At 40.9% G+C, this 18,939-nt stretch carries 16 protein-coding genes; 11 read left to right on the top strand and 5 right to left on the bottom strand.

Annotated elements, in window-relative coordinates:
- Positions 1–207 (bottom strand): IS1 family transposase (locus H6G05_RS18510; protein WP_190578217.1); only part of this gene is annotated, 207 nt, incomplete at its 3' end.
- A 1,403-nt stretch (positions 208–1,610) separates the two neighbouring features.
- Here H6G05_RS18510 and H6G05_RS18505 point away from each other — a divergent pair.
- The 6 genes from H6G05_RS18505 (at position 1,611) to H6G05_RS18480 (ending at position 8,220) form a co-directional block, all read left to right on the top strand.
- On the top strand, positions 1,611–3,584 hold the full coding sequence (locus H6G05_RS18505) for a coiled-coil domain-containing protein (protein WP_190580187.1): 1,974 nt from the start codon (positions 1,611–1,613) through the stop codon (positions 3,582–3,584).
- A 5-nt stretch (positions 3,585–3,589) separates the two neighbouring features.
- Positions 3,590–4,540, top strand: coding sequence for a hypothetical protein (locus tag H6G05_RS18500; protein ID WP_190580185.1), 951 nt, complete (start codon positions 3,590–3,592; stop codon positions 4,538–4,540).
- Between the two features lies 1 nt (position 4,541).
- Entirely contained in the window at positions 4,542–5,201 is a 660-nt protein-coding gene (locus H6G05_RS18495; RefSeq protein ID WP_190580183.1) for a hypothetical protein, read from the top strand.
- A 65-nt stretch (positions 5,202–5,266) separates the two neighbouring features.
- Positions 5,267–5,728, top strand: a complete 462-nt coding sequence (locus tag H6G05_RS18490; RefSeq protein WP_190580181.1) for a hypothetical protein — start codon at positions 5,267–5,269, stop codon at positions 5,726–5,728.
- Positions 5,729–5,740: 12 nt separating this feature from the next.
- Positions 5,741–6,307, top strand: a complete 567-nt coding sequence (locus H6G05_RS18485; RefSeq protein ID WP_190580179.1) for an AIM24 family protein — start codon at positions 5,741–5,743, stop codon at positions 6,305–6,307.
- 284 nt (positions 6,308–6,591) lie between these two features.
- Positions 6,592–8,220: a B12-binding domain-containing radical SAM protein gene (locus H6G05_RS18480; protein WP_190580177.1), complete on the top strand. Its 1,629-nt coding sequence runs from the start codon at positions 6,592–6,594 to the stop codon at positions 8,218–8,220.
- Between the two features lie 47 nt (positions 8,221–8,267).
- Here the strand turns inward: H6G05_RS18480 and H6G05_RS18475 are convergent, their stop codons facing one another.
- Both H6G05_RS18475 and H6G05_RS18470 read right to left on the bottom strand, forming a co-directional pair.
- Positions 8,268–8,864 carry a Uma2 family endonuclease gene (locus H6G05_RS18475; protein WP_190580175.1) on the bottom strand — a complete coding sequence of 199 codons (597 nt, stop codon included), beginning with the start codon at positions 8,862–8,864 and terminating at the stop codon, positions 8,268–8,270.
- Positions 8,865–9,133: 269 nt separating this feature from the next.
- Positions 9,134–9,679 carry an NYN domain-containing protein gene (locus H6G05_RS18470; protein WP_190580173.1) on the bottom strand — a complete coding sequence of 182 codons (546 nt, stop codon included), beginning with the start codon at positions 9,677–9,679 and terminating at the stop codon, positions 9,134–9,136.
- A 560-nt stretch (positions 9,680–10,239) separates the two neighbouring features.
- On the opposite strand from H6G05_RS18470, the gene H6G05_RS18465 reads away from it, so the two are divergent.
- Positions 10,240–10,737, top strand: a complete 498-nt coding sequence (locus H6G05_RS18465) for a hypothetical protein (RefSeq protein ID WP_190580171.1) — start codon at positions 10,240–10,242, stop codon at positions 10,735–10,737.
- Positions 10,738–11,196: 459 nt separating this feature from the next.
- Positions 11,197–12,336: a recombinase RecA gene (gene recA / locus H6G05_RS18460; RefSeq protein ID WP_190580169.1), complete on the top strand. Its 1,140-nt coding sequence runs from the start codon at positions 11,197–11,199 to the stop codon at positions 12,334–12,336.
- A 355-nt stretch (positions 12,337–12,691) separates the two neighbouring features.
- Here the strand turns inward: recA and H6G05_RS25880 are convergent, their stop codons facing one another.
- Positions 12,692–14,830 (bottom strand): IMS domain-containing protein, encoded by a 2,139-nt coding sequence (locus tag H6G05_RS25880; RefSeq protein WP_190580167.1) that lies wholly within the window; start codon positions 14,828–14,830, stop codon positions 12,692–12,694.
- A 229-nt stretch (positions 14,831–15,059) separates the two neighbouring features.
- Positions 15,060–16,301, bottom strand: a complete 1,242-nt coding sequence (locus H6G05_RS18450; protein ID WP_242025623.1) for a TetR family transcriptional regulator — start codon at positions 16,299–16,301, stop codon at positions 15,060–15,062.
- Positions 16,302–16,424: 123 nt separating this feature from the next.
- Here H6G05_RS18450 and H6G05_RS18445 point away from each other — a divergent pair, with 123 nt between their 5' ends.
- From H6G05_RS18445 to phoU, 3 genes are all read left to right on the top strand, one after another.
- Complete coding sequence (locus tag H6G05_RS18445) at positions 16,425–17,288, top strand: acyl-CoA desaturase (protein ID WP_190580163.1); 864 nt, start codon at positions 16,425–16,427, stop codon at positions 17,286–17,288.
- A 124-nt stretch (positions 17,289–17,412) separates the two neighbouring features.
- Positions 17,413–17,886, top strand: coding sequence for a GNAT family N-acetyltransferase (locus H6G05_RS18440; protein ID WP_190580161.1), 474 nt, complete (start codon positions 17,413–17,415; stop codon positions 17,884–17,886).
- Positions 17,887–18,131: 245 nt separating this feature from the next.
- On the top strand, positions 18,132–18,803 hold the full coding sequence (gene phoU, locus H6G05_RS18435) for a phosphate signaling complex protein PhoU (RefSeq protein WP_190580159.1): 672 nt from the start codon (positions 18,132–18,134) through the stop codon (positions 18,801–18,803).
- Positions 18,804–18,939: the final 136 nt, after the last annotated feature.

The following is an 18,939-nucleotide window of genomic DNA, read 5'->3' as shown; positions in this document are numbered from 1 at the left end:
GTCTGTCCCTGTAAAAATATGGAACACTTTCCCACATTCCCGACACTTGTATTTGACGATTGGTGTACGTTGGCGATCGTGTGGCGCTTGTCCCACTGGTATTGCGTGTCCATTGGGACAATACAATCCTTTCGGATGTAGAATTTCTAATAACCATTCATAGCAGGCTTGCTCATCTAACAATTCCGTCAGGGGAAATTTGATCATGGCATCTCTATCGATTCATGAAAATGACTCCCTCCTATTTTGCCATTTCACCTACTTCCCCATATGAGCGGAGTTTTTAGAGCGATAGGGATTCGGTGTTTGTGAAGAGATTGGAGAGGGCTGTTTAGAAGAGCTTGTTATTTTAGATAAATAAAATTAAAGACTGTGTTGATTGCTTATTGTCATCAACCCAAGAATCTTTCTTGACACATGGAATGGATTTTACCTTCACACTCTTTACCCGAACTCAGGTTAACTAACCATTGCCCAAAATCCAAATAAATTTTTAATTTTCTTGCAAAATGCGATTAATTGAAGTATATATATATTATGGGAATAGGAAATAAATTTAATATACTAAGATCATCATCTTGTAGTATTTATTTTTTCTCCAACTTTATAGAAAGGCTGTATTTAAACTAATATTTAGACAGTCATTCTTTGTCAAGGAAAAGTCTTGAATAATCTCAAGCAATAGAGAAGTTCCATTGAGAATCTTTTCTATGCTAAACCATCAAAAACTTCTATGTATTAATACTATTCAAAGATAGTAACAAACTGTACTGATTGTGAAAATTTCTCTTGCGATTAAATTTATCAACAACTAATTAAATTGGTGAAGGTAATGGCTTTAATGAAAAATATCAAACAAATTGTCGCAAAGTTCAAAGGATATTAGAGAAAAAAATTTAAGATTTTTGTGATATCAATTCTATTTGACATTGGAGAAATCAGATCTTTTTCTCCACTAGTAAAATTACAGAGTAATGATGTTGTTCTTTCAATCTCAAGAAGGAATACAGTTTCCTCAACTACTGCTATTTATGAAGATCCTGCTAATCCAAACGTAAAAATTAATGCTACATCTAATGATCTCTTAAACAAAAAAAATTCACAATTAACGAACAAGATTTATTATTTGATAATCATCTATAGCAGTCCTATATCATTTGTGGATTTTTTTGGTTTGTGGAAGGACATCCCAATGGGGTGTCCTTCCACAAACCATTTAGGATTGCTATATTAGCAACAGAAATTTTTTAATTAATTCAGGTTGAAATATATTCTTAGAGTCTGATTTTTGAATATAAATCTTTCTCAGAATATTTCATTTCCTTGACAACATTTTACATAAAGAATGCAGTGGGCAGTTAAATCGTGATTGACGTATTTGCATCTTTTTTGTCGTTCTAATAGCACCTAACCCTGATTAGCTGCCCAATGCCGATGGATAGCTGAGTTGAATGTGATCGCGGAGTATTTGGAGTCTGGGTAAAGTTATCTGTTCTAGTGGAAACCAAATCGGTTCTAGTGGAATTTATCTAAGATAGACAGGCTAAAAAAGCCAAGCAGATGTGCAAGATCGGCTTGGCTGAAATTAAATTAATGTTGCGAGTTCTATTATGAATAAGTTTTTGTCTTTTGCAAAGCAAGCTCTGAATTTTGCTGGTCGTGCTGTTGCTGCTGGTGTGTTACCAGCGATCGCCACTTACTATTGGACATCATCAAATCATGACAACTATTGGAACCGTACTATTTTTGCGGTTCAGACGATTGATTTTAAAATTCTTTCCCACACATTACCAACTAAGCTATCTACTCTTATAATTCAAAACGATGTCAAAGAGATTCAGCGCACTTTGCAAAGCAACACAGGCAGATTTGGAATGGTTGTAACTGACTGCAAAATTGTCGATAAGGAATGCCCAAACCAAACAGTTGTATACAAGACACAATCACGGAGTTCTTGGAGTCGGAATTTTTCAATGGATCTACTGAAAGACACACCTTTTGATGTTTTGCGAGATCCGCCACCAATCAAGACAGAGATTGATTTTTCAGAATTGCGTAGCAAAGAGTATAAATCTACTGGACAAACTAATGATGGCAAAATCATTGGTAGGGTTTACTATGTTCGCGGTATTGCTCCTTCATATTTGGATAGTTGGGGGGCATGGTTTAAAGATCAATCTACAGGTGTTGGCTCAATTTACACTCCATCTGTAACTACATTTTTTGCATCTTGGCTTATATTAATTTTGCTCTTAGAAATCGCTATCAACAAAATCGAAGCCAAGAAACAGCAAAATCTACAACTTAATCGAGACTTGGAGAAGGCACAAGAGAAAATCACAGTAACCTTACAAGATAAGTCTAAGGTTCTAGTTGACTTACTCAAAGCTGAGGACGAAAAGCAAAGCCTACTAGAATACTTACAGCATTCAGTTGATGATGCCGAGAAATTGCAAGCATCGCTTGAAGCTGCTAAGGTCATTATTTCCCAGCAACAAACTGAATTGAAACAAAAACTTGATGTATCTGCTCAAAGACTCACATCTTACGAGCAAGAGCTACAGGCAAATACCGAATATATTGATGAGCTTCAGAAATCGCTTACCTTTCATCAAGAGAACCTCGTACCACAAGCTGAAATTGTTGCATATCAGCAAAAACTTTATGAAGCTAATTCTAATCAGGATAGGCTACACTATCTTATCGAATCTCAAAATCAGGACATCTACCTCAAACAACAGGAATTGCTAAGCCTGAGTGAAGAGAAAATAGAGCTAGAAACAAAGCTAGATGGTGCTGTGGATGAATTGAATACAAATAAGATCAGAGTTTCTAGACTAGAGACTGATCTTAAAGAACTGGAAGACTCAATCAGTAAGATTCAAGCTGATAAAGATCGGGCTGAAAATCAGGCACAGGAACTACAACAAAGGCTGGACAGTTTATTAATTGACACAAAGAAATCTGAGGCAAATCTGCAACAGTTTCTAGAACAAGTGAAAAAAGATGGTGATTCTTTAGTTGAAATTTATGAAGAGGAGCTAAGGAAAAAGGAAAATGCTCTCATTAGTACAAAAGACTTCTATGTAAAATATGCCGAGGATCTAGAACAAGAAATCGCTCGACTTAAATCAGAGAAGCAAGATATTGAATGCGATCTCATCAGTGCCAGAGCCGACCGAGATTATTTTGGTTCACGGCATCCTGAACTAGCCGAAATCCCTTCAGTTGATATTTCATCGCTTTACATTGGCTTTGTTGGTGGTGAATCTAGGACAATGAGCAAAGTTATAACCCGTTTGCAGAAAGACCACGGACTCATTAACTATGTGCTTTTAGCAGGAGGATATGACGAAAATCAAAATATAAATCAAAATGCATTTCGGGCAAAGCTGCAAAGCTGCAATCTGGTTGTGTTTATTAGTGTCTATGTGGGACATCCTTACTGGTATATGTTGAAGAACTTGCAAAGTACAGGAGCTATTACACAGAATTTATTCATCATAAATGTTAGAGGCGAAAGCGGAATAGTCAGAGAAGTTGTTAACTATTTCCGAAATCTTGATATGAGGGATGCTGCATAAACATTATGAATACATTTCCAATTTTCTTAGTCCCCGATCGCATCCTACGCGCCAAAAATGCTATGCCGATCGTCCCACTGTTTAGCGCGATCGCACCGAGCAAACCATCGTCACCACCGCAACCCTATGACACCAATGCACTGATAACTTACGCAACTATTGGCTTTGCTGTGTCAGTGATATTTGTTTTCATTAATCTTGTTTTAGGGGCTGTCATTGGTTTACTTAGCATGGCAGCGATCGCCTATCTTGCATGGACAATGAATCAAAGTTTTCCCAAGCGCAAGCGGGAGCATGATGACTATGATCGGAAATACCCAAGGCTAGTGCAACAGTATCAAGCGGCAAAGGATAGTCACAGTGCGGAAGTGGCAAAGATTAACAGTCCTGAAAATATAGCCAGATATCAGCAAGAGCAGTTATTACTAGCTCTCAGACAGACAGAACCTCATGACGGAGAAAATAGTACGGCTCCAAAGGGTTTCTCAGAAGACAAGTTTTATGCTCACCTCAATCATCATTTCAGAGGCAGGATACACCGTAGCCTGACATCCACTAATCAATTTAAGCCTCCCTATAATCTCTATAGTCCTGACTTTACCTATATCGCTCGCTCGCTAAATCTGTATATCGACATTGAGATTGACGAGCCGTACTATCACAACACTGGTAACCCCACACATTTTGTCGGTGCGACCAAGGATATTACTCGAAATAACCATTTTCTTGCAAAAAACTGGCTAGTGATTAGATTTGCCGAGGAGGAAATAGCAAGGTGTCCAAAAAGTTGCTGTAAGGCGATCGCCCAAATCATTGCCGAGGTTATAGGGGATGACTTAGAGCTAAGGCAGTTTAGCGGTATAGAGGACTTAGAAAATCGAAAGCAATGGACAGAGGCAGAGGCGGCACAAATGGCGGCAGATAATTATCGACAAACTTATTTGGCAGGGGATTGACATGGGGATATTCAGAGCTATTCAGAGATTAATCTCTAGGATTACTGGCAATCAAAAACTGAGGGTTCAACGAGCTAAGGCAACAATTTCTTTAATGTCAGAAAGGGAGTTTGAGGATTTAGTATCTTGGTTGCTAGGTTTGCAGGAGAAGCATATTTACGAATATGAGAAGCAATTACTTGACACCATTAATCAAAGCAATAGGGCTATTGAACTCATAAATGAGATAAAAAAGATTCGATTAGAGAGTAATAGAAATTCGTATATAATGACAAACAAAAAAAATATTTTAAGGAAAGAAATTGAGTGTCAAGACTTTCTTATAGAATTGTATGACAAAATATTAAACTACAATGACGATCCTAATATGAATGAAGAACATTCTTCAATGTTCCTAGACTTCATTAATGTTAAGTCAAATGAAAAAAGCCTAGAAGCTATTGCTATGTCTCTAAGTATCGAAGAAAGGGAGAAATGGTTGAGAATGGCAGATACGGACTGGGGAAGACTGCAAATATTTCAGAAGATTGGTATGGAGATTTCTGCATCTTTAGCAAAGTTTGAAGAACTGGATACCGAAGAAAAAGCTTTAGATGCTAAACTTCAAGCCCACAAACAAAGACTTAAAGCGATGGGTGATCCCTTTGCGGATTTGTTGTAGTGGCGATCGCAATTTTCTTGCATTCTATAATTTAATTAACTAAACTTATTTAGTAGGAAATTAATATGACTGACTGGGTAGAAGAATATGAAGAATCTATTTTCGGGCAAGAGGCTGTAAGCAAGTTTTTTAATGACTTAAAATCTTATGATGAAACGCTTTACACAATGCTTCAGGAGGCAAAAGATAGAGGCAGTATTTCTGTGGAAATAAGTGAAACCCAATTGCCTTTAGTTAGAGATTTTTTTAAAGCATATCCTTTACATCAAGAACTTAGTGGTTGTTTTGAATTTAAAGAGGTGCATCCAGTCGCGATCGCTCGTTTAGAGGAGTTGAAAAATTGGCGCAAGCTGGTCACAAGATTGATTTACACGGCTAAGGCAGATCGTGAGCTTGTTAGCAAGTTATTAAAGGATAACTTTAATAGTTTGACTGATGAAAATATAACTTTTATCAGGAATAGCTGTGATAAATATCCAGCTATCAAAAAGCTATATGATAAAACTTTAAGTCTTATTATTGACTAATAACGAAATATTATGAATATTTTAAGTGCTACCAAAAGATTAATTTCTATCCTTAAAAAAGAAAGTCAAGTACAGAATATCAAAGAAGATATATCTAAATTATCAAAAGCAAGTAACTATATTACTAGAATAGAATTGCAAAATCATCCCGGACTTATTATCCGTCCTGCTTTTATTGTCGGAATCTCTGGGGATATTCAAGTAAGGACTCAATGGGTATGGAGTTTTCACAGTTGGATGACAGGACAACATCGGTACATTATTTTTTATGGAACAGGAAATCTGTATTTAGAGGGAAATGGAGGTATATATGTGAGGGAAGTATCAACAGAAAAAACGAGTGTTGAAAGTCATTTATTGATAGGATTTGATAGCCGACTGGGCTATTCAACTATCTGTACAGAGACGTTTTGGCCATATTTTCGTAATAAAGTATCATTAATTGATAATCAATTTTCTGGAAAAGGTGTATTTTTGCGCCAAGCTGTTGCTCCTCTGAAAGAACTTACCCCACTAGAAAAAAATTTCCAGTTTATTAGTAACTTCACCAGCATCGTCGGCAAGTTTTTTGGTTTTTAGAATTATAGTTGTTGCCATTCTTGTTAGGACACAAAACCAGAAGCGAGTGGCGGCGCTTTGCGCCGCCACTCGCTTCTGGTTTTGATTTGTCTTAATGCATCAGCATTGCAGTGCTTTCAAAAAACCTATTTCGGGGTTTTCAGCGCCGAAGGTGCTGAAAACCCCGAAATAGGTTTCATACCAAGAATTGCTGATTTTTCATGAGTATAAAGACTACCCATTGCATGACCCTTTATAATAGGTGCAGTTCATAATCAATCAAAAATAAGCCCCAACTACAAACAATGCGTGTTTTACTCGTCTATCCGTTATTTCCAAAAAGCTTTTGGTCGTTTGAAAAAACACTAGAATTAGTTGGTTATAAGGCTCAGCTTCCACCCCTTGGCATGGTCACTGTTGCCGCAATCTTGCCGCAAACATGGGAATTTAAATTAGTCGATCGCAATGTGCGCGATATTACCGAAGCCGAATGGGAATGGGCAGAAGTGGTGATTCTCTCAGCAATGATTGTGCAAAAAAATGACTTTCTAGCGCAGATCCAAGAGGCGAAAAAACGCGGTAAATTAGTTGCTGTTGGCGGCCCTTATCCCACCGCTTTACCTGAAGAAGCGAAAGTTTCGGGTGCAGATTTCTTAATCCTTGATGAAGGCGAAATTACATTGCCGATGTTTGTCGAGGCGATCGAAAGAGGCGATCGCAGTGGTATCTTGCGAGCCAATGGCGAAAAGCCTGCGGTTACCGATACGCCTATCCCTAGGTTTGATCTCCTAGAAATGAACCGCTACGCCGAAATGTCGGTGCAGTTCTCCCGTGGTTGCCCCTTCCAATGTGAATTTTGTGACATCATCGTTCTCTATGGACGTAAGCCCCGCACCAAGACTCCTGCTCAGATTCTAGCGGAATTGCAATGTCTCTACGATCTCGGTTGGAGACGCAGTATTTTCATGGTCGATGATAACTTCATCGGTAACAAGCGCAACGTGAAGGTAATGCTGCAAGAGCTAAAGCCTTGGATGAAAGAGCGCAATTATCCCTTCTCCTTTGCCACGGAAGCATCGGTCGATCTTGCCCAAGATCCTGAAATGATGCAGATGATGGTGGAATGTAACTTTGGCTCGGTATTCCTTGGCATTGAAACTCCTGATACCGATAGCCTTGCTCTCACTAAAAAGTTCCAAAACAATCGTGATCCACTTTCAGAATCAGTGATTAATATCGCCAGAGCAGGAATTCGGGTGATGGCAGGATTTATCATTGGTTTTGATGGCGAGAAAAAAGGAGCAGGCGATCGCATTGTCCAATTTGTAGAGTTGACTGCGGTTCCTACAGCACTCTTCAGTATGCTGCAAGCCTTGCCTGATACTGGGCTGTGGCATCGCCTAAATAAAGAAGGACGGATGATTACCCAGAATAGCAATGGGCATCAAGCCACTTTGATGAACTTCATGCCCACTCGTCCTTTAGAAGACATTGCCACAGAATATGTTCATGCCTTCTGGACTCTTTACGATCCCCTCGTCTTTCTCAATCGTACCTATCGTCATTTCTTGATTCTTGGCGAATCGCCATACAAGCGGATCAAGCGCGAGAAGACTGATCAAAAGAAGAGAACCGATTGGACTGCTATCAAAGCTTTACTCATTCTCTGCTGGAGACAAGGTTTCGTTCGCAAAACCCGTTTCCAATTCTGGATTAATCTCTTTGACTTGATGAAACGTTATCCAAACGTGGTCACCAGTTATCTTTCAGTTTGCGCTCAGGGTGAGCATTTCCTTGAATATCGCTCGATTGTGCGTGAACAGATTGAAGCTCAACTTGCTGATTATCTCGCCAATCCGCCTGTACTTCAACCCAAGGTTTTACCAAAGATTCAACCAGTGGAGAAAGAACCAGATTTGCAAGAAGTGAAGTAGCGATCGCGCTCTAAGTAAATAAAAAAGCGACGCAATGCGTCGCTTTTTTATGCAAAAATTTGGGAGAGGGGACAAGCGAACTCGGGTAATAATGGGGAAGTGAGCATGTCAGTCACAAATAAGGTCATCGCTAATTTGAGAACTCCATTTTCACGGCGATAGATTTGGAGTTTCTTCTCTCGCCAATCAGCAATCCAATATTCCAATACTCCCTGTGATGAGTAGAGCTTTAACTTAACCTCGCGATCGCGCCTTTCGTTTTCTGTTCCTGCTGACAGGATCTCGATCGCAATGTCAGGTGCACCCAGTAAATGTCCAGCCTCATCAATTAAAGCTTCATATTTTTCTTTGCTAACCCACACCACGTCAGGTATCACATCATCCTTATTTCCAAAGATTACACCTGCACCCAAAGCTGTTTCACCTAATTTCGTAGCGATCGACCAAGTATCCAAATCCGTAAAGAGTCTACCGCAAGTTTTTTGATGTTTGCAGTGAGGCGCTCTCGTCACGTAAAGTTCTCCATTGATAATTTCGTAACGGTTGCCGTTTTCGGGTAGTAGTTCGAGGTCAGCGCTTGTCCAGAGGAGTTTATCCTCTGGGGCATCGGCTAAGAGGTTAGAAGGGGCGATCGCTGGAGTCATAATGGTTTCCTAATCGGAGCGATGTAGTAATTATAGCTACCGTCGATTGTGTTAGGACAAAATCAAAACCCAAGAAGAGAATGGCGGCGCGAAGCGCCGCCATTCTCTTCTTGGGTTTTATGTCCTCATACACTTGGCGACAGCTATAAGAGATAGCTCGGGCAAAAATCAAAACCCAAAATATGAATGGCGGCGCGAAGCGCCGCCATTCATATTTTGGGTTTGATGTCCTCAGCAAAACTTACATTGATATATCGATTAAAATTAGATTAATTCAGCCTATTTCTCCACTTGGCTAATTTATCTTTAGTAGCGCTATCGATGCGATTACCAAGAAGATTATTTGTATTTGCCTTTTGCGGTCTTTGACGACTTTGCACAGATCGCAGAGTTGCTTCCACTTCCTGTTCTAATGCTGTAGCCGATAGCCACTCCGCGCCAAATCCGACTGCGGTAAGTTGCTGGGCGCGATCGGAAGTGACGACAATAATCCTTTTTAAATGTCTAAGCGGATCACGTCGGTATTTACCACATTGACGCTCGATATAAGTATCCGCAGTTTCATTATGATCGGTGAAATACAGCCTAAGGTTTTTCGTTATTTTTTCGGCTTTGGCAGGTGTCGCCTGCACATAGGCATCAAAAACCAATGTCGTTTTATAGCCGTGATAAGCACTAAAGTTGACCATTATCTCCGTTAAATGCGATCGGGCAATGTCAAACCCTTGCAGATCTCTCATTTCCTGCAAATGCCGCCACAGTCCAATCACGTTATAAGCGTCCACCAACATAACTGGTGGATGTTCCGAAGACATAGTATTAGACCGCTAGTTAGAATTACTTATTTCAATTCTGACATTAGACTTTACAAATGTTGCATTTGTCTCGGATCAAATATCACAATCAGTAGCCAGTTATGTCAGGACATAAAACCCAAATAAATGAGGCGGCGCTTCGCGCCGCCTCATTTATTTGGGTTTCGAGAAAGCGCAAAGCGCTGTATAGCATTCCTAAACAATACATGGGGCTTTGGCTTCGCTCAGCTAACAGTCTGTGTTGGCTGAGCGAAGCTGAAGCCTGTACTTTTTCCATACATGAATTAGTTGCCATAGACTGCAATCAGATCTAAAAGATGAGGTGCGACGCAAAGCGTCGCACCTCATCTTTTAGGTTCTAAAATGTCTACTGCCATATCATTAGTAAATTTGACATTTTTTTTAATTATGGGGTAATTTTAAAAATAATCTCGGCACAATTCGTCTGATAGCTCAATAATTATGCGAGTTTTACAGAATTAGACTGCATAGAGCCTAGTTGTTTTTGCTGAGATTTGCAATTGAGAAGTTAGAGGAATTTTTAAATAAAGGAGCATTTTATGACCATAGAAAGCCTTCTAACACTCTATAAAATACCTGTTCTTTTATTAGTATTTCTATCTCCTTGGATCGCTTATTTTATTTGCTTAGTTGTACCGGGGACTAAAGAAGAACCCTATGTATTAAGTGTAAATTTGAGCATATCTGCATTTGTAGCTATTGTGTTTGCTGGTTATATAGCCTATGCCAGCAATACTGGAGGCTGGGGGAAATTAGGTAAGGAAGCGGATATTTTGTTGCTTTTATCTGCCCCTTATCACGTAATCTGTTCGATTATTCTTGCTAAAAAACGGATGCCACTTAGTCGGATTCCAGCCTTTAAATTTATCCAAGGCTTGATGTTTATGTCACTAGTATTTATATTTTTATCGTGGATTTCTAGCAGGATTCATTTATATTTCTTCTCATATTTGCCTTTCAACTCATTTTTAATAATTTTGGCAATAGTTCTCCTAATAGGTTATGTAGGATATACCAAAGTATTTGGCGAAGATTAGTATGTTTATAAGATATCTAATTTTTAGAATTACCAGAATTAATATTTGAATTACATTCTGCACAACTTAAAAATGGCTTTTCAAGTTATTGAAAATTTACCGAACTCACGTTTATATCAGCCCAAATATCTCAGTTGAAGATCAGGATTCGTTTCATAGCAATGTAAGTTTTGCTTAGGACATAAACCCAAAATATGAGTGGCGGCGCGAAGCGCCGCCACTCATATTTTGGGTTTTGATTTGTTTTAGCTATCTCTTGCGTTGTTATAAAAATAATTTGATGAATTAAGAGATCCTACAAATGTTGCGTTTTTTGTTGAAGATTTTTAGTACAAATATCTAAATGCTAGCAAAATCAAGGCAATCGCTTAAATTTCAGTACAAATTTAACACCTCAAATGCAGAAGCTTAGTGTCATAATGAGGCAGACTTATTAAACGAACTAAACCTCGAACGGCAATGGCGAAAAATTCTTCTGCAACGGCAAATAGTCAAGTTGACAAGGCTACACCGATCGCCCAAGCAGCAAAGGCTAACATCAGTCCTGAGAAAAAAAAGGCGCTTGATGCGATCATGCAAAAGATCGAGAAAGATCATGGCAAAGGCTCGATCATGCGTCTCGGCGATGCCACAAATATGCGCGTCGAAACCATCCCTAGCGGCGCATTACCCCTCGATCTTGCCCTTGGTGGTGGATTGCCCAAAGGACGGGTTATCGAAGTCTACGGGCCAGAAAGCTCAGGTAAAACTACCTTAGTACTGCACGCGATCGCTGAAGTTCAAAAGCGCGGCGGTATCGCAGCCTTCGTCGATGCTGAACATGCCCTCGATCCCACCTATGCCGCCAGTGTCGGTGTTGATATTAATAACTTGTTAATTTCCCAACCCGACTCAGGGGAAATGGCGCTAGAAATTGTTGATAACCTTGTGAGATCGATGGCAGTGGATATCATCGCGATCGACTCCGTAGCCGCCCTTGTCCCCCGTGCTGAAATCGAAGGTGAAATGGGTGCATCCCATGTGGGATTGCAAGCCCGTTTGATGAGCCAAGCGCTTCGCAAAATCACGGCTAATGTTGGTAGATCCAATTGCATCGTTATTTTCCTAAACCAATTGCGCCAAAAAATTGGCGTGTCCTATGGCAGCCCTGAAACGACTACAGGTGGTACTGCCCTCAAGTTCTACGCCTCAGTTCGTCTGGATATTCGCCGCATCCAAACCCTGAAAAAAGGGACGGAAGAATATGGGATTCGCGCTAAGGTCAAGGTTGCTAAAAATAAAGTTGCGCCACCTTTCCGTATTGCTGAATTTGACATTATTTTCGGTAAAGGTATTTCTACCGTTGGCTGTCTGGTAGACCTAGCTGAAGAAATGAGCATTATCGTGCGTAAGGGTGCATGGTATAGCTACCAAGGCGACAACATTGGACAGGGTAGAGACAACACGATCAAATACATGGAAGACAAACCAGAGTTTGCTCAAGATGTGGAACGCCAAGTCCGTGAAAAGTTATCCGCAGGTGTAGCAGTTTCAGCAACTAAGGTTGTGCCTGAAGAAATTGAGCCTGAAGATGATGATGTCCCACCAGAAGATTTCTAAAACTTTTTATATAGCTGTCGCCAAGTGTAAACCCAAGAAGAGAATGGCGGCGCGAAGCGCCGCCATTCTCTTCTTGGATTTTGCTTTTGTCCTAACACAATCAATAACAGCTATAGCAACGTAAGTTTTGCTAGGAAATAAAACCCAAATAGTGTGAGGCGGCGCTTCGAGCCGCCTCACACTATTTGGGTTTTGATTTGTCCTGATACAGATGGCTATAGCGCTTTGCGCTCACAAAACCAGATCAAGAACAGTTTTAAAAGTGATGCATTGCATCACTTTTAAAACTGTTCTTGTAGTTCGTCTGATCGATAATTGCTTTAAGACAAAAGGGGCGCTTTGCGCCCCTTTTGTCTTAAAAGACTAACATTTCCCTAATTAGCCATTTATTATCTTTTTTTACTAAGTCATACTCAACCGTGTAGCTAGCATTATCCTTTGATGCACTGCGATCAAGTTCCCCATTATTAAAATAATTTCTTGACTCTGATATTTTAGCGATTACTTTGGCTTTGCTATCACCATCAGGGATGACACTATCAACTTCACTAGACTTGGTTTGATACTGCAAATAAGAGTTGCTAGATTTAAGTTCTTTAGCGCGTCCTTTCCAGTCACTAAGGGCAGGATCAACTAAAACTTCTTCTAGAAGATTGTCCTCATAGTCTTTGCCCAAAGCTTTTGATTTAGTGGCTTGCCATGTTTCGATGAGTTTGGTAGCAGTTTCTTTATCTAAAGGTCCTGGTTGAGCAATTGGCGCAGCATTATTTTCTTTGATGGCTTGGACTAGAGTTGTGATCGGTTTTTCTAGAGTTACAGGCTGTGGTTGTGTAGAACCGCTTAAGGCTCGGACAGCCCAAACAACTAAACCAATACTGCCAGCTAATAAAGCGATCGCCACAACAATTACCGTGACTAAACGACCAACATTAAACTTACGTTTTGGAGGAGATGCGTGAACTTGAGATGGACGTTTGATTTCCCTGATCGGCTCATTAACGTTTCTAGTTGGTGGTACGTTACTAGTACGGCGAGAGCTAGGTAAGCCTCGCGCTGCATTACCTGTGCCATTGGCATTGACATAGGCAGGTCGCTCAATTACGGGAGTCGCCGATCGCTGAAAACGGTTAGGAGTTTCAGGGGCGTAGTTAGAGAGTTTTGGATCGGCAACAGTACTTTTAGCAGGATTAAGATCAAAATCACGAGTTACGGTTGGTGAATCATCAAGAGACGACATCGCTGCTAAGCGATCGCCACCCACTGGAGAAGTCCATTCCGATGACATTGCGCCCGTATTCGGTAATTCTTCTAAGTATGCTTGCACTTGTTCGTCAGCAAAATAATCCTTAAGCGAGACTATTTGACTCATCAGATCGCGGAAATGTGGATAGACCTCTTCTTGGAGCCATCGTTCGCTATAGAGACATAGCCCAGGTAAAAGATCAGGCGCACCTTCAGAATTCTGACGAATGAAAGCAATTTGATCCTCTTCGGCACTATTATCGATCGCTGCACTTGCTTCTTCGGTCTGCCCTAGCAACAAAGCACATACCGCTTTTTCCAGATAAATATCTTGCTTAGCACTGAGTTTGACTAGCAATCCCTTAGCGCGACGAATCAAGGCTGGCTGACGCTGCGAAAATCCACGGGCAATCAAGGCATATACAGCGAGATAGGTTGCTACAGAAGATGGACGACGCGCTTCTTCCTCAAACAGGGTTTGCTGCTCGATCGCCGTCATGTAGCTGCGTAGTTGCTGGATAAATCGCAAAAAGTCATCAATACCGAGACTGGAATAGTCATTACCCGATCCATCAATGCCACGCCTTGCATCAAGCATCTCTTGCAAAAGTGACATACCTTTGCGATGTTCATTGGTGTGATTGTCAGGTGATGCTAACAATTCGAGGATACGATAGGGACGCAGACGGAATAGATCGGCTTGGATTTCACTGCGAATACTTAGGAATAGTCCTTCCCGCAATAAAATTTCTTGAGCAGATTCTAAAGATGAAGCCGCAGATTCATACTGTCCTTGTTTCCAATATTCACGACCGAGATCTAGATAGGACAAAGATACAGATAGCAAAAGATCTGGATCATGGGGAGAAATTCTAGCAGACTGATACTCGGCTTCTTCGGGGTCGTAATAGGGTTTAGCGAGGGATAAAACTTTCTCGGATTCGCCGAGTTCGTACAAAATCAGTAGTAGCCCTGCAAAGTCTTTTTCGTCAGCTTCAATCTGAGGCGGCAATGTTAAAACTGGGCGATCGCTATCTGCATCTAATAGATCATTGGCTTCCGCAGGAATTGCGCGTTCAGTCAGAGTTTCATAAGCTTTATCAATAATGCGCTTGCGAGAGGCGATCGCGGCATCAGAATATTCACGCCTTGGCATAGAGAGCAGGCGATCACGATGGGCTTGATGGATTTTATCTAGCCCTGACAGGTGTGTTAACCCAAGGATTCGGTAACAGTCTAGGGGAACTCTCACTTTGCTTTTCTACCCGAAACTTCAATTGAAAATGCCGATCTGAACTCCGATAATACCAACCTGTTTGCCTCTCAAATCAAAGATGCTCTGTATCTGATGCACTGAGAACATTTGATCCAATGTACTCAAGATTTCTAAGTACATTAAACGCCCGAATTATACACTAAGTTCATCAACTTGGTAAAAATAGCTAAAAAAGTAAAAACGACTCTTTGAGTCGTTTTTACTTTTAAGAGTCAAGGGCGATCGCTTTATCAATCGCTAACTTTTGATTGAGGCGGGTTTGATAAGCTTGTAGTTCTTTGGGTTTGATACCGCTAATGATGCTAAAGCTATCAACATCCATGCCACGAGATAACATTTCAATACACCAAGTATGACGGGCTTGATCAATAGTTAGGGGTAAGCCATCGAGATTTCGATAGGGCTGCGTCCAACGCTCCCACATCTGTTCAATTTCTTCTAGTGACAAGGGCTGGCGATCGCTACTGAAAAACAAAAACTCAATCTTGTCACTATTTTGCAGCTCTTTTAAATCATTCTTAAGTTCGTTCTTACGAGTCTTGAGATAGGCACTGAGAGGGTTATTGGTTGCTGAGCCATAACGATGTCCAAGAATTTTTTGATTGAGTGGTACAGATCTCTCATTACCAGCTTTGTCCCTAGTTCGTAAAATCCCATGATTAGCATGATGCTGATAGTCCATTAGACACAAGCGCGTAATATCCATTGCGGTGAGTCCTGATCCAAATAATAGATAGGCGATCGCATAATCCTTGGCTCCACATTTTTTAGCTTGCAGCAGGATTTCCCGAACAGTCTCCGCAGGGATATCAATAATTGGTTTTGCTTGAGAGATGGGGATGACTTCTTGGACAAACATATCCACCAATGTACTCACAAACTCATCGCGATCGCTCCAAATCGTCTGGACATCACTGGTTAAGGTGATCACAGCGTAACCCAAAATACAAGTATTTAATAAGTTTGCCAGCTTAATTGGCGGCAAAGAATATTGCAACCGCGAATTAAGCAACACATCATGGATGGCTGTAGCGATCGTTTGATTGACTTGATTAATGCCTTGGGCAAGTGCTTGACGACTCTCTAAGGGATATTGCCCAGCCTCCCCAACAAGCGATCGCACCAACTCAGGCACGCTTTCAAGCGCCCGCAACGAACTCTGAATGTAATATTTGAGAAATCTCCGCAAATCACTCTGACTAGAGATATCTGACACCATGAGCGACTCTCCCACTTGCGCCAACACCAGATATTTTTGCAGACATTCTTGCAATACAGCTAGCAATAACCCATGTTTATTTCCAAAATGTCGAAATAAAGTTACTTCATTAACCTGAGCAAAGTCAGCGATTTGGCGAGTAGTTGTCTCGGTGATTCCTTTGCTAGCAAACAACTCTAGCGCTGTGTTAACTATGCGTTGACGAGTAGGAATTCGAGATACAGACATGAGCGCATGTACCATTTAGATGATTTGCAAGTGATACTTGCATTATTACTTAAAAAACAGTTAGACTTAACATAACTGTAAGTGATACTTGCATCTCCTCACCACCCCTTAAGTTATTATTTCATGACCGCCACTACTGAAGCCATCTCAAAAGAACAAAACCTGAACTGGACAAATGTTGCCTTCTTCAGTGCTTTTCATCTCGCTGCCCTAGCTGCGCCTTTTTACTTCTCATGGCAAGCTGTAATCCTTACAGTCTTCTTGCATTGGTTATTTGGCAGCATCGGCATCACCTTAGGATATCATCGCTTACTTAGCCATCGTAGCTTTCAAGTGCCTCAGTGGTTGGAATACATCATCGCCACAATTGGAGCATTAGCACTGCAAGGCGGTCCCGTATTTTGGGTGGGCGGACATCGTCAGCATCACGGTTTTACAGAAGACAATCAAAAAGATCCCTACTCGGCAAATAAAGGTTTTTGGTGGAGCCACATGATGTGGATCATGTACTCCAAGCCTGAGCATTTTCAGCGTTCAAACTACAGCAAATTTGCACCTGATCTTGCTAACGACCCTTACTACAAGTTTTTAGATGTCTACTTTCTACTGCTGCAAGTGCCACTCGCAATATTACTTTATGTAATTGGCGAAACTGCATTCTCTGGACTTGGTATGTCTTTCTTGGTTTATGGCATGGCAGTACGCTCCGTAGCGCTATGGCATAGCACTTGGTTGATTAACTCTGCTTGTCACAAATGGGGCTACAAGAACTTTGCGGAAACCCCTGACCATTCTACAAACCTTTGGTGGGCAGCAATATTGACCTATGGCGAAGGCTGGCACAACAATCATCATGCATTTCCTAAGTCGGCACGGTCTGGCTTGAAATGGTGGGAAATCGATCCGACTTGGGGCGTAATCAATCTTTTGCAAGCAGTTGGCTTGGCGAAGAAAGTCTACTTACCTGAGCCTTGGCAAGCTAAATAAAGAAAGAAAGGGCGCTTAGCGCCCTTTCTTTTTTAGGGATCTAGCAAAAATAGATACATTGACTGGATCAGTAGTATGTAAACCTAATCCTACAATGGGTTAATAGATGCGGGAAAGTAAGCATATGGATCATCGCCACATTCGCTTTAGCGATCGCCACGAAGAAGTTGATTTAGAACAGTTGCAAGGATTATTTCGATTGGGAGCTTTTTGGGCAAAGGAGCGCACCTTGGCAGGGCTAGCGATCGCTATTTCTAACTCTAAGCCAGTAGTAACTGTGTGGGATGGCGATCGATTGATTGGACATGCTCGTGCCACTAGTGACGGTATTTATCGAGCGACAATTTGGGATGTGGTGATCGATCCTGACTATCGCGGCGCAGGCTTGGGTCGGAAGTTAGTCCAAACGGTGCTATCACATCCTAATGTTTGCGATGTTGAGCGCGTTTATTTAATGACGACTCACCAGCAAAAGTTTTACGAACAAATTGGCTTTGAGCAAAATTCTTCAAGCACTCTGGTTTTATTCAATAGGGATTGTAGTAGCGATCGGCTTCTTACAACTTCTGAGCTAGCTCCATCTACAATTAAATTCTAGATTTGCCATAGTATTTAGAGATACTTGCAAGGACTAAAATATATGTGACCATTTGTACACAGGAATCTTTACACATATGAGCTTATAGAAGATGAGGAAGTGTAAAAACTCACTCTAATATGGTCTTTGGCTTTTCTGAGCTAAAGATATCTGAGCAAATTCCAGCCTTGACAACATCTAATTTTTAGCCCCCCCTTCAAGATCGCTATAGCTTTTTATTATCCCATTTTATTTGGTGGGAGCCAATGCTCGAAACTTCATCTCAAAGTCAGAAACGGACAAGGAGCGAATTTGAACGCCAACTGCATCGCTTAGAACAAGATTCTTTGCGAATGGGTGCACTTGTCGAAAACTCATTTCTTTTAGCTCATGCGGCTCTATTTGAGAGAGATCTTGAATCAGCTACCCGTATTGAGTCTCAAGACAAACAAGTTGATCAGATTTATCGCCAAATCGAAATGGAGTGTATCAGCTTAATCGCGCTACAGTCACCAGTTGCTCGCGATCTCAGGCTTTTAAGCGCTCTCATGCAATTGATCCGAGATATTGAAAGAATTGGTGACTATGCTGAAAACTTAGGTGATATTGCAATTAAGCTCTTTACCTATCCACCATCCCCCTATCTAGGGGAATTGCAAGTAATGTCTAATCGCTGTCGAGCCATGCTTGCTATGAGTTTAGAAGCGTTAGCTAATCTTGATGAAAATATTGGTTTACAAATTAAGGCAAAAGATGATGCGGTTGATGATGATTATAAGCAGATCTATAACCTCCTCTCTTCTCAAAGACTGTTTGGCGAACCCATGGAACCTGTAATGTTGATGGTACTGGCAATTCATCACTTGGAACGCATGGCTGATCATGCAACTAATGTCGGGCTGCGCGTGGCGTATATCGTTACTGGCAAAATTGGCTAAACCCAAAAAATGAGAGGAGGCTTTGCGTCTCCTCTCATTTTTTGGAGAGTTATAAAAAACTAGCGCTATAGCAAGGTAATCTAAGTTAAGTGCTTTGCAGCACATCTGAATTTATGTGGGAAAGTTTTAAGGATTG

This window comes from Phormidium tenue FACHB-1050 (genome assembly GCF_014696925.1).
GTDB lineage: Bacteria > Cyanobacteriota > Cyanobacteriia > Pseudanabaenales > Pseudanabaenaceae > Pseudanabaena.
This window is presented reverse-complemented; position numbering and strand designations above follow the sequence as displayed.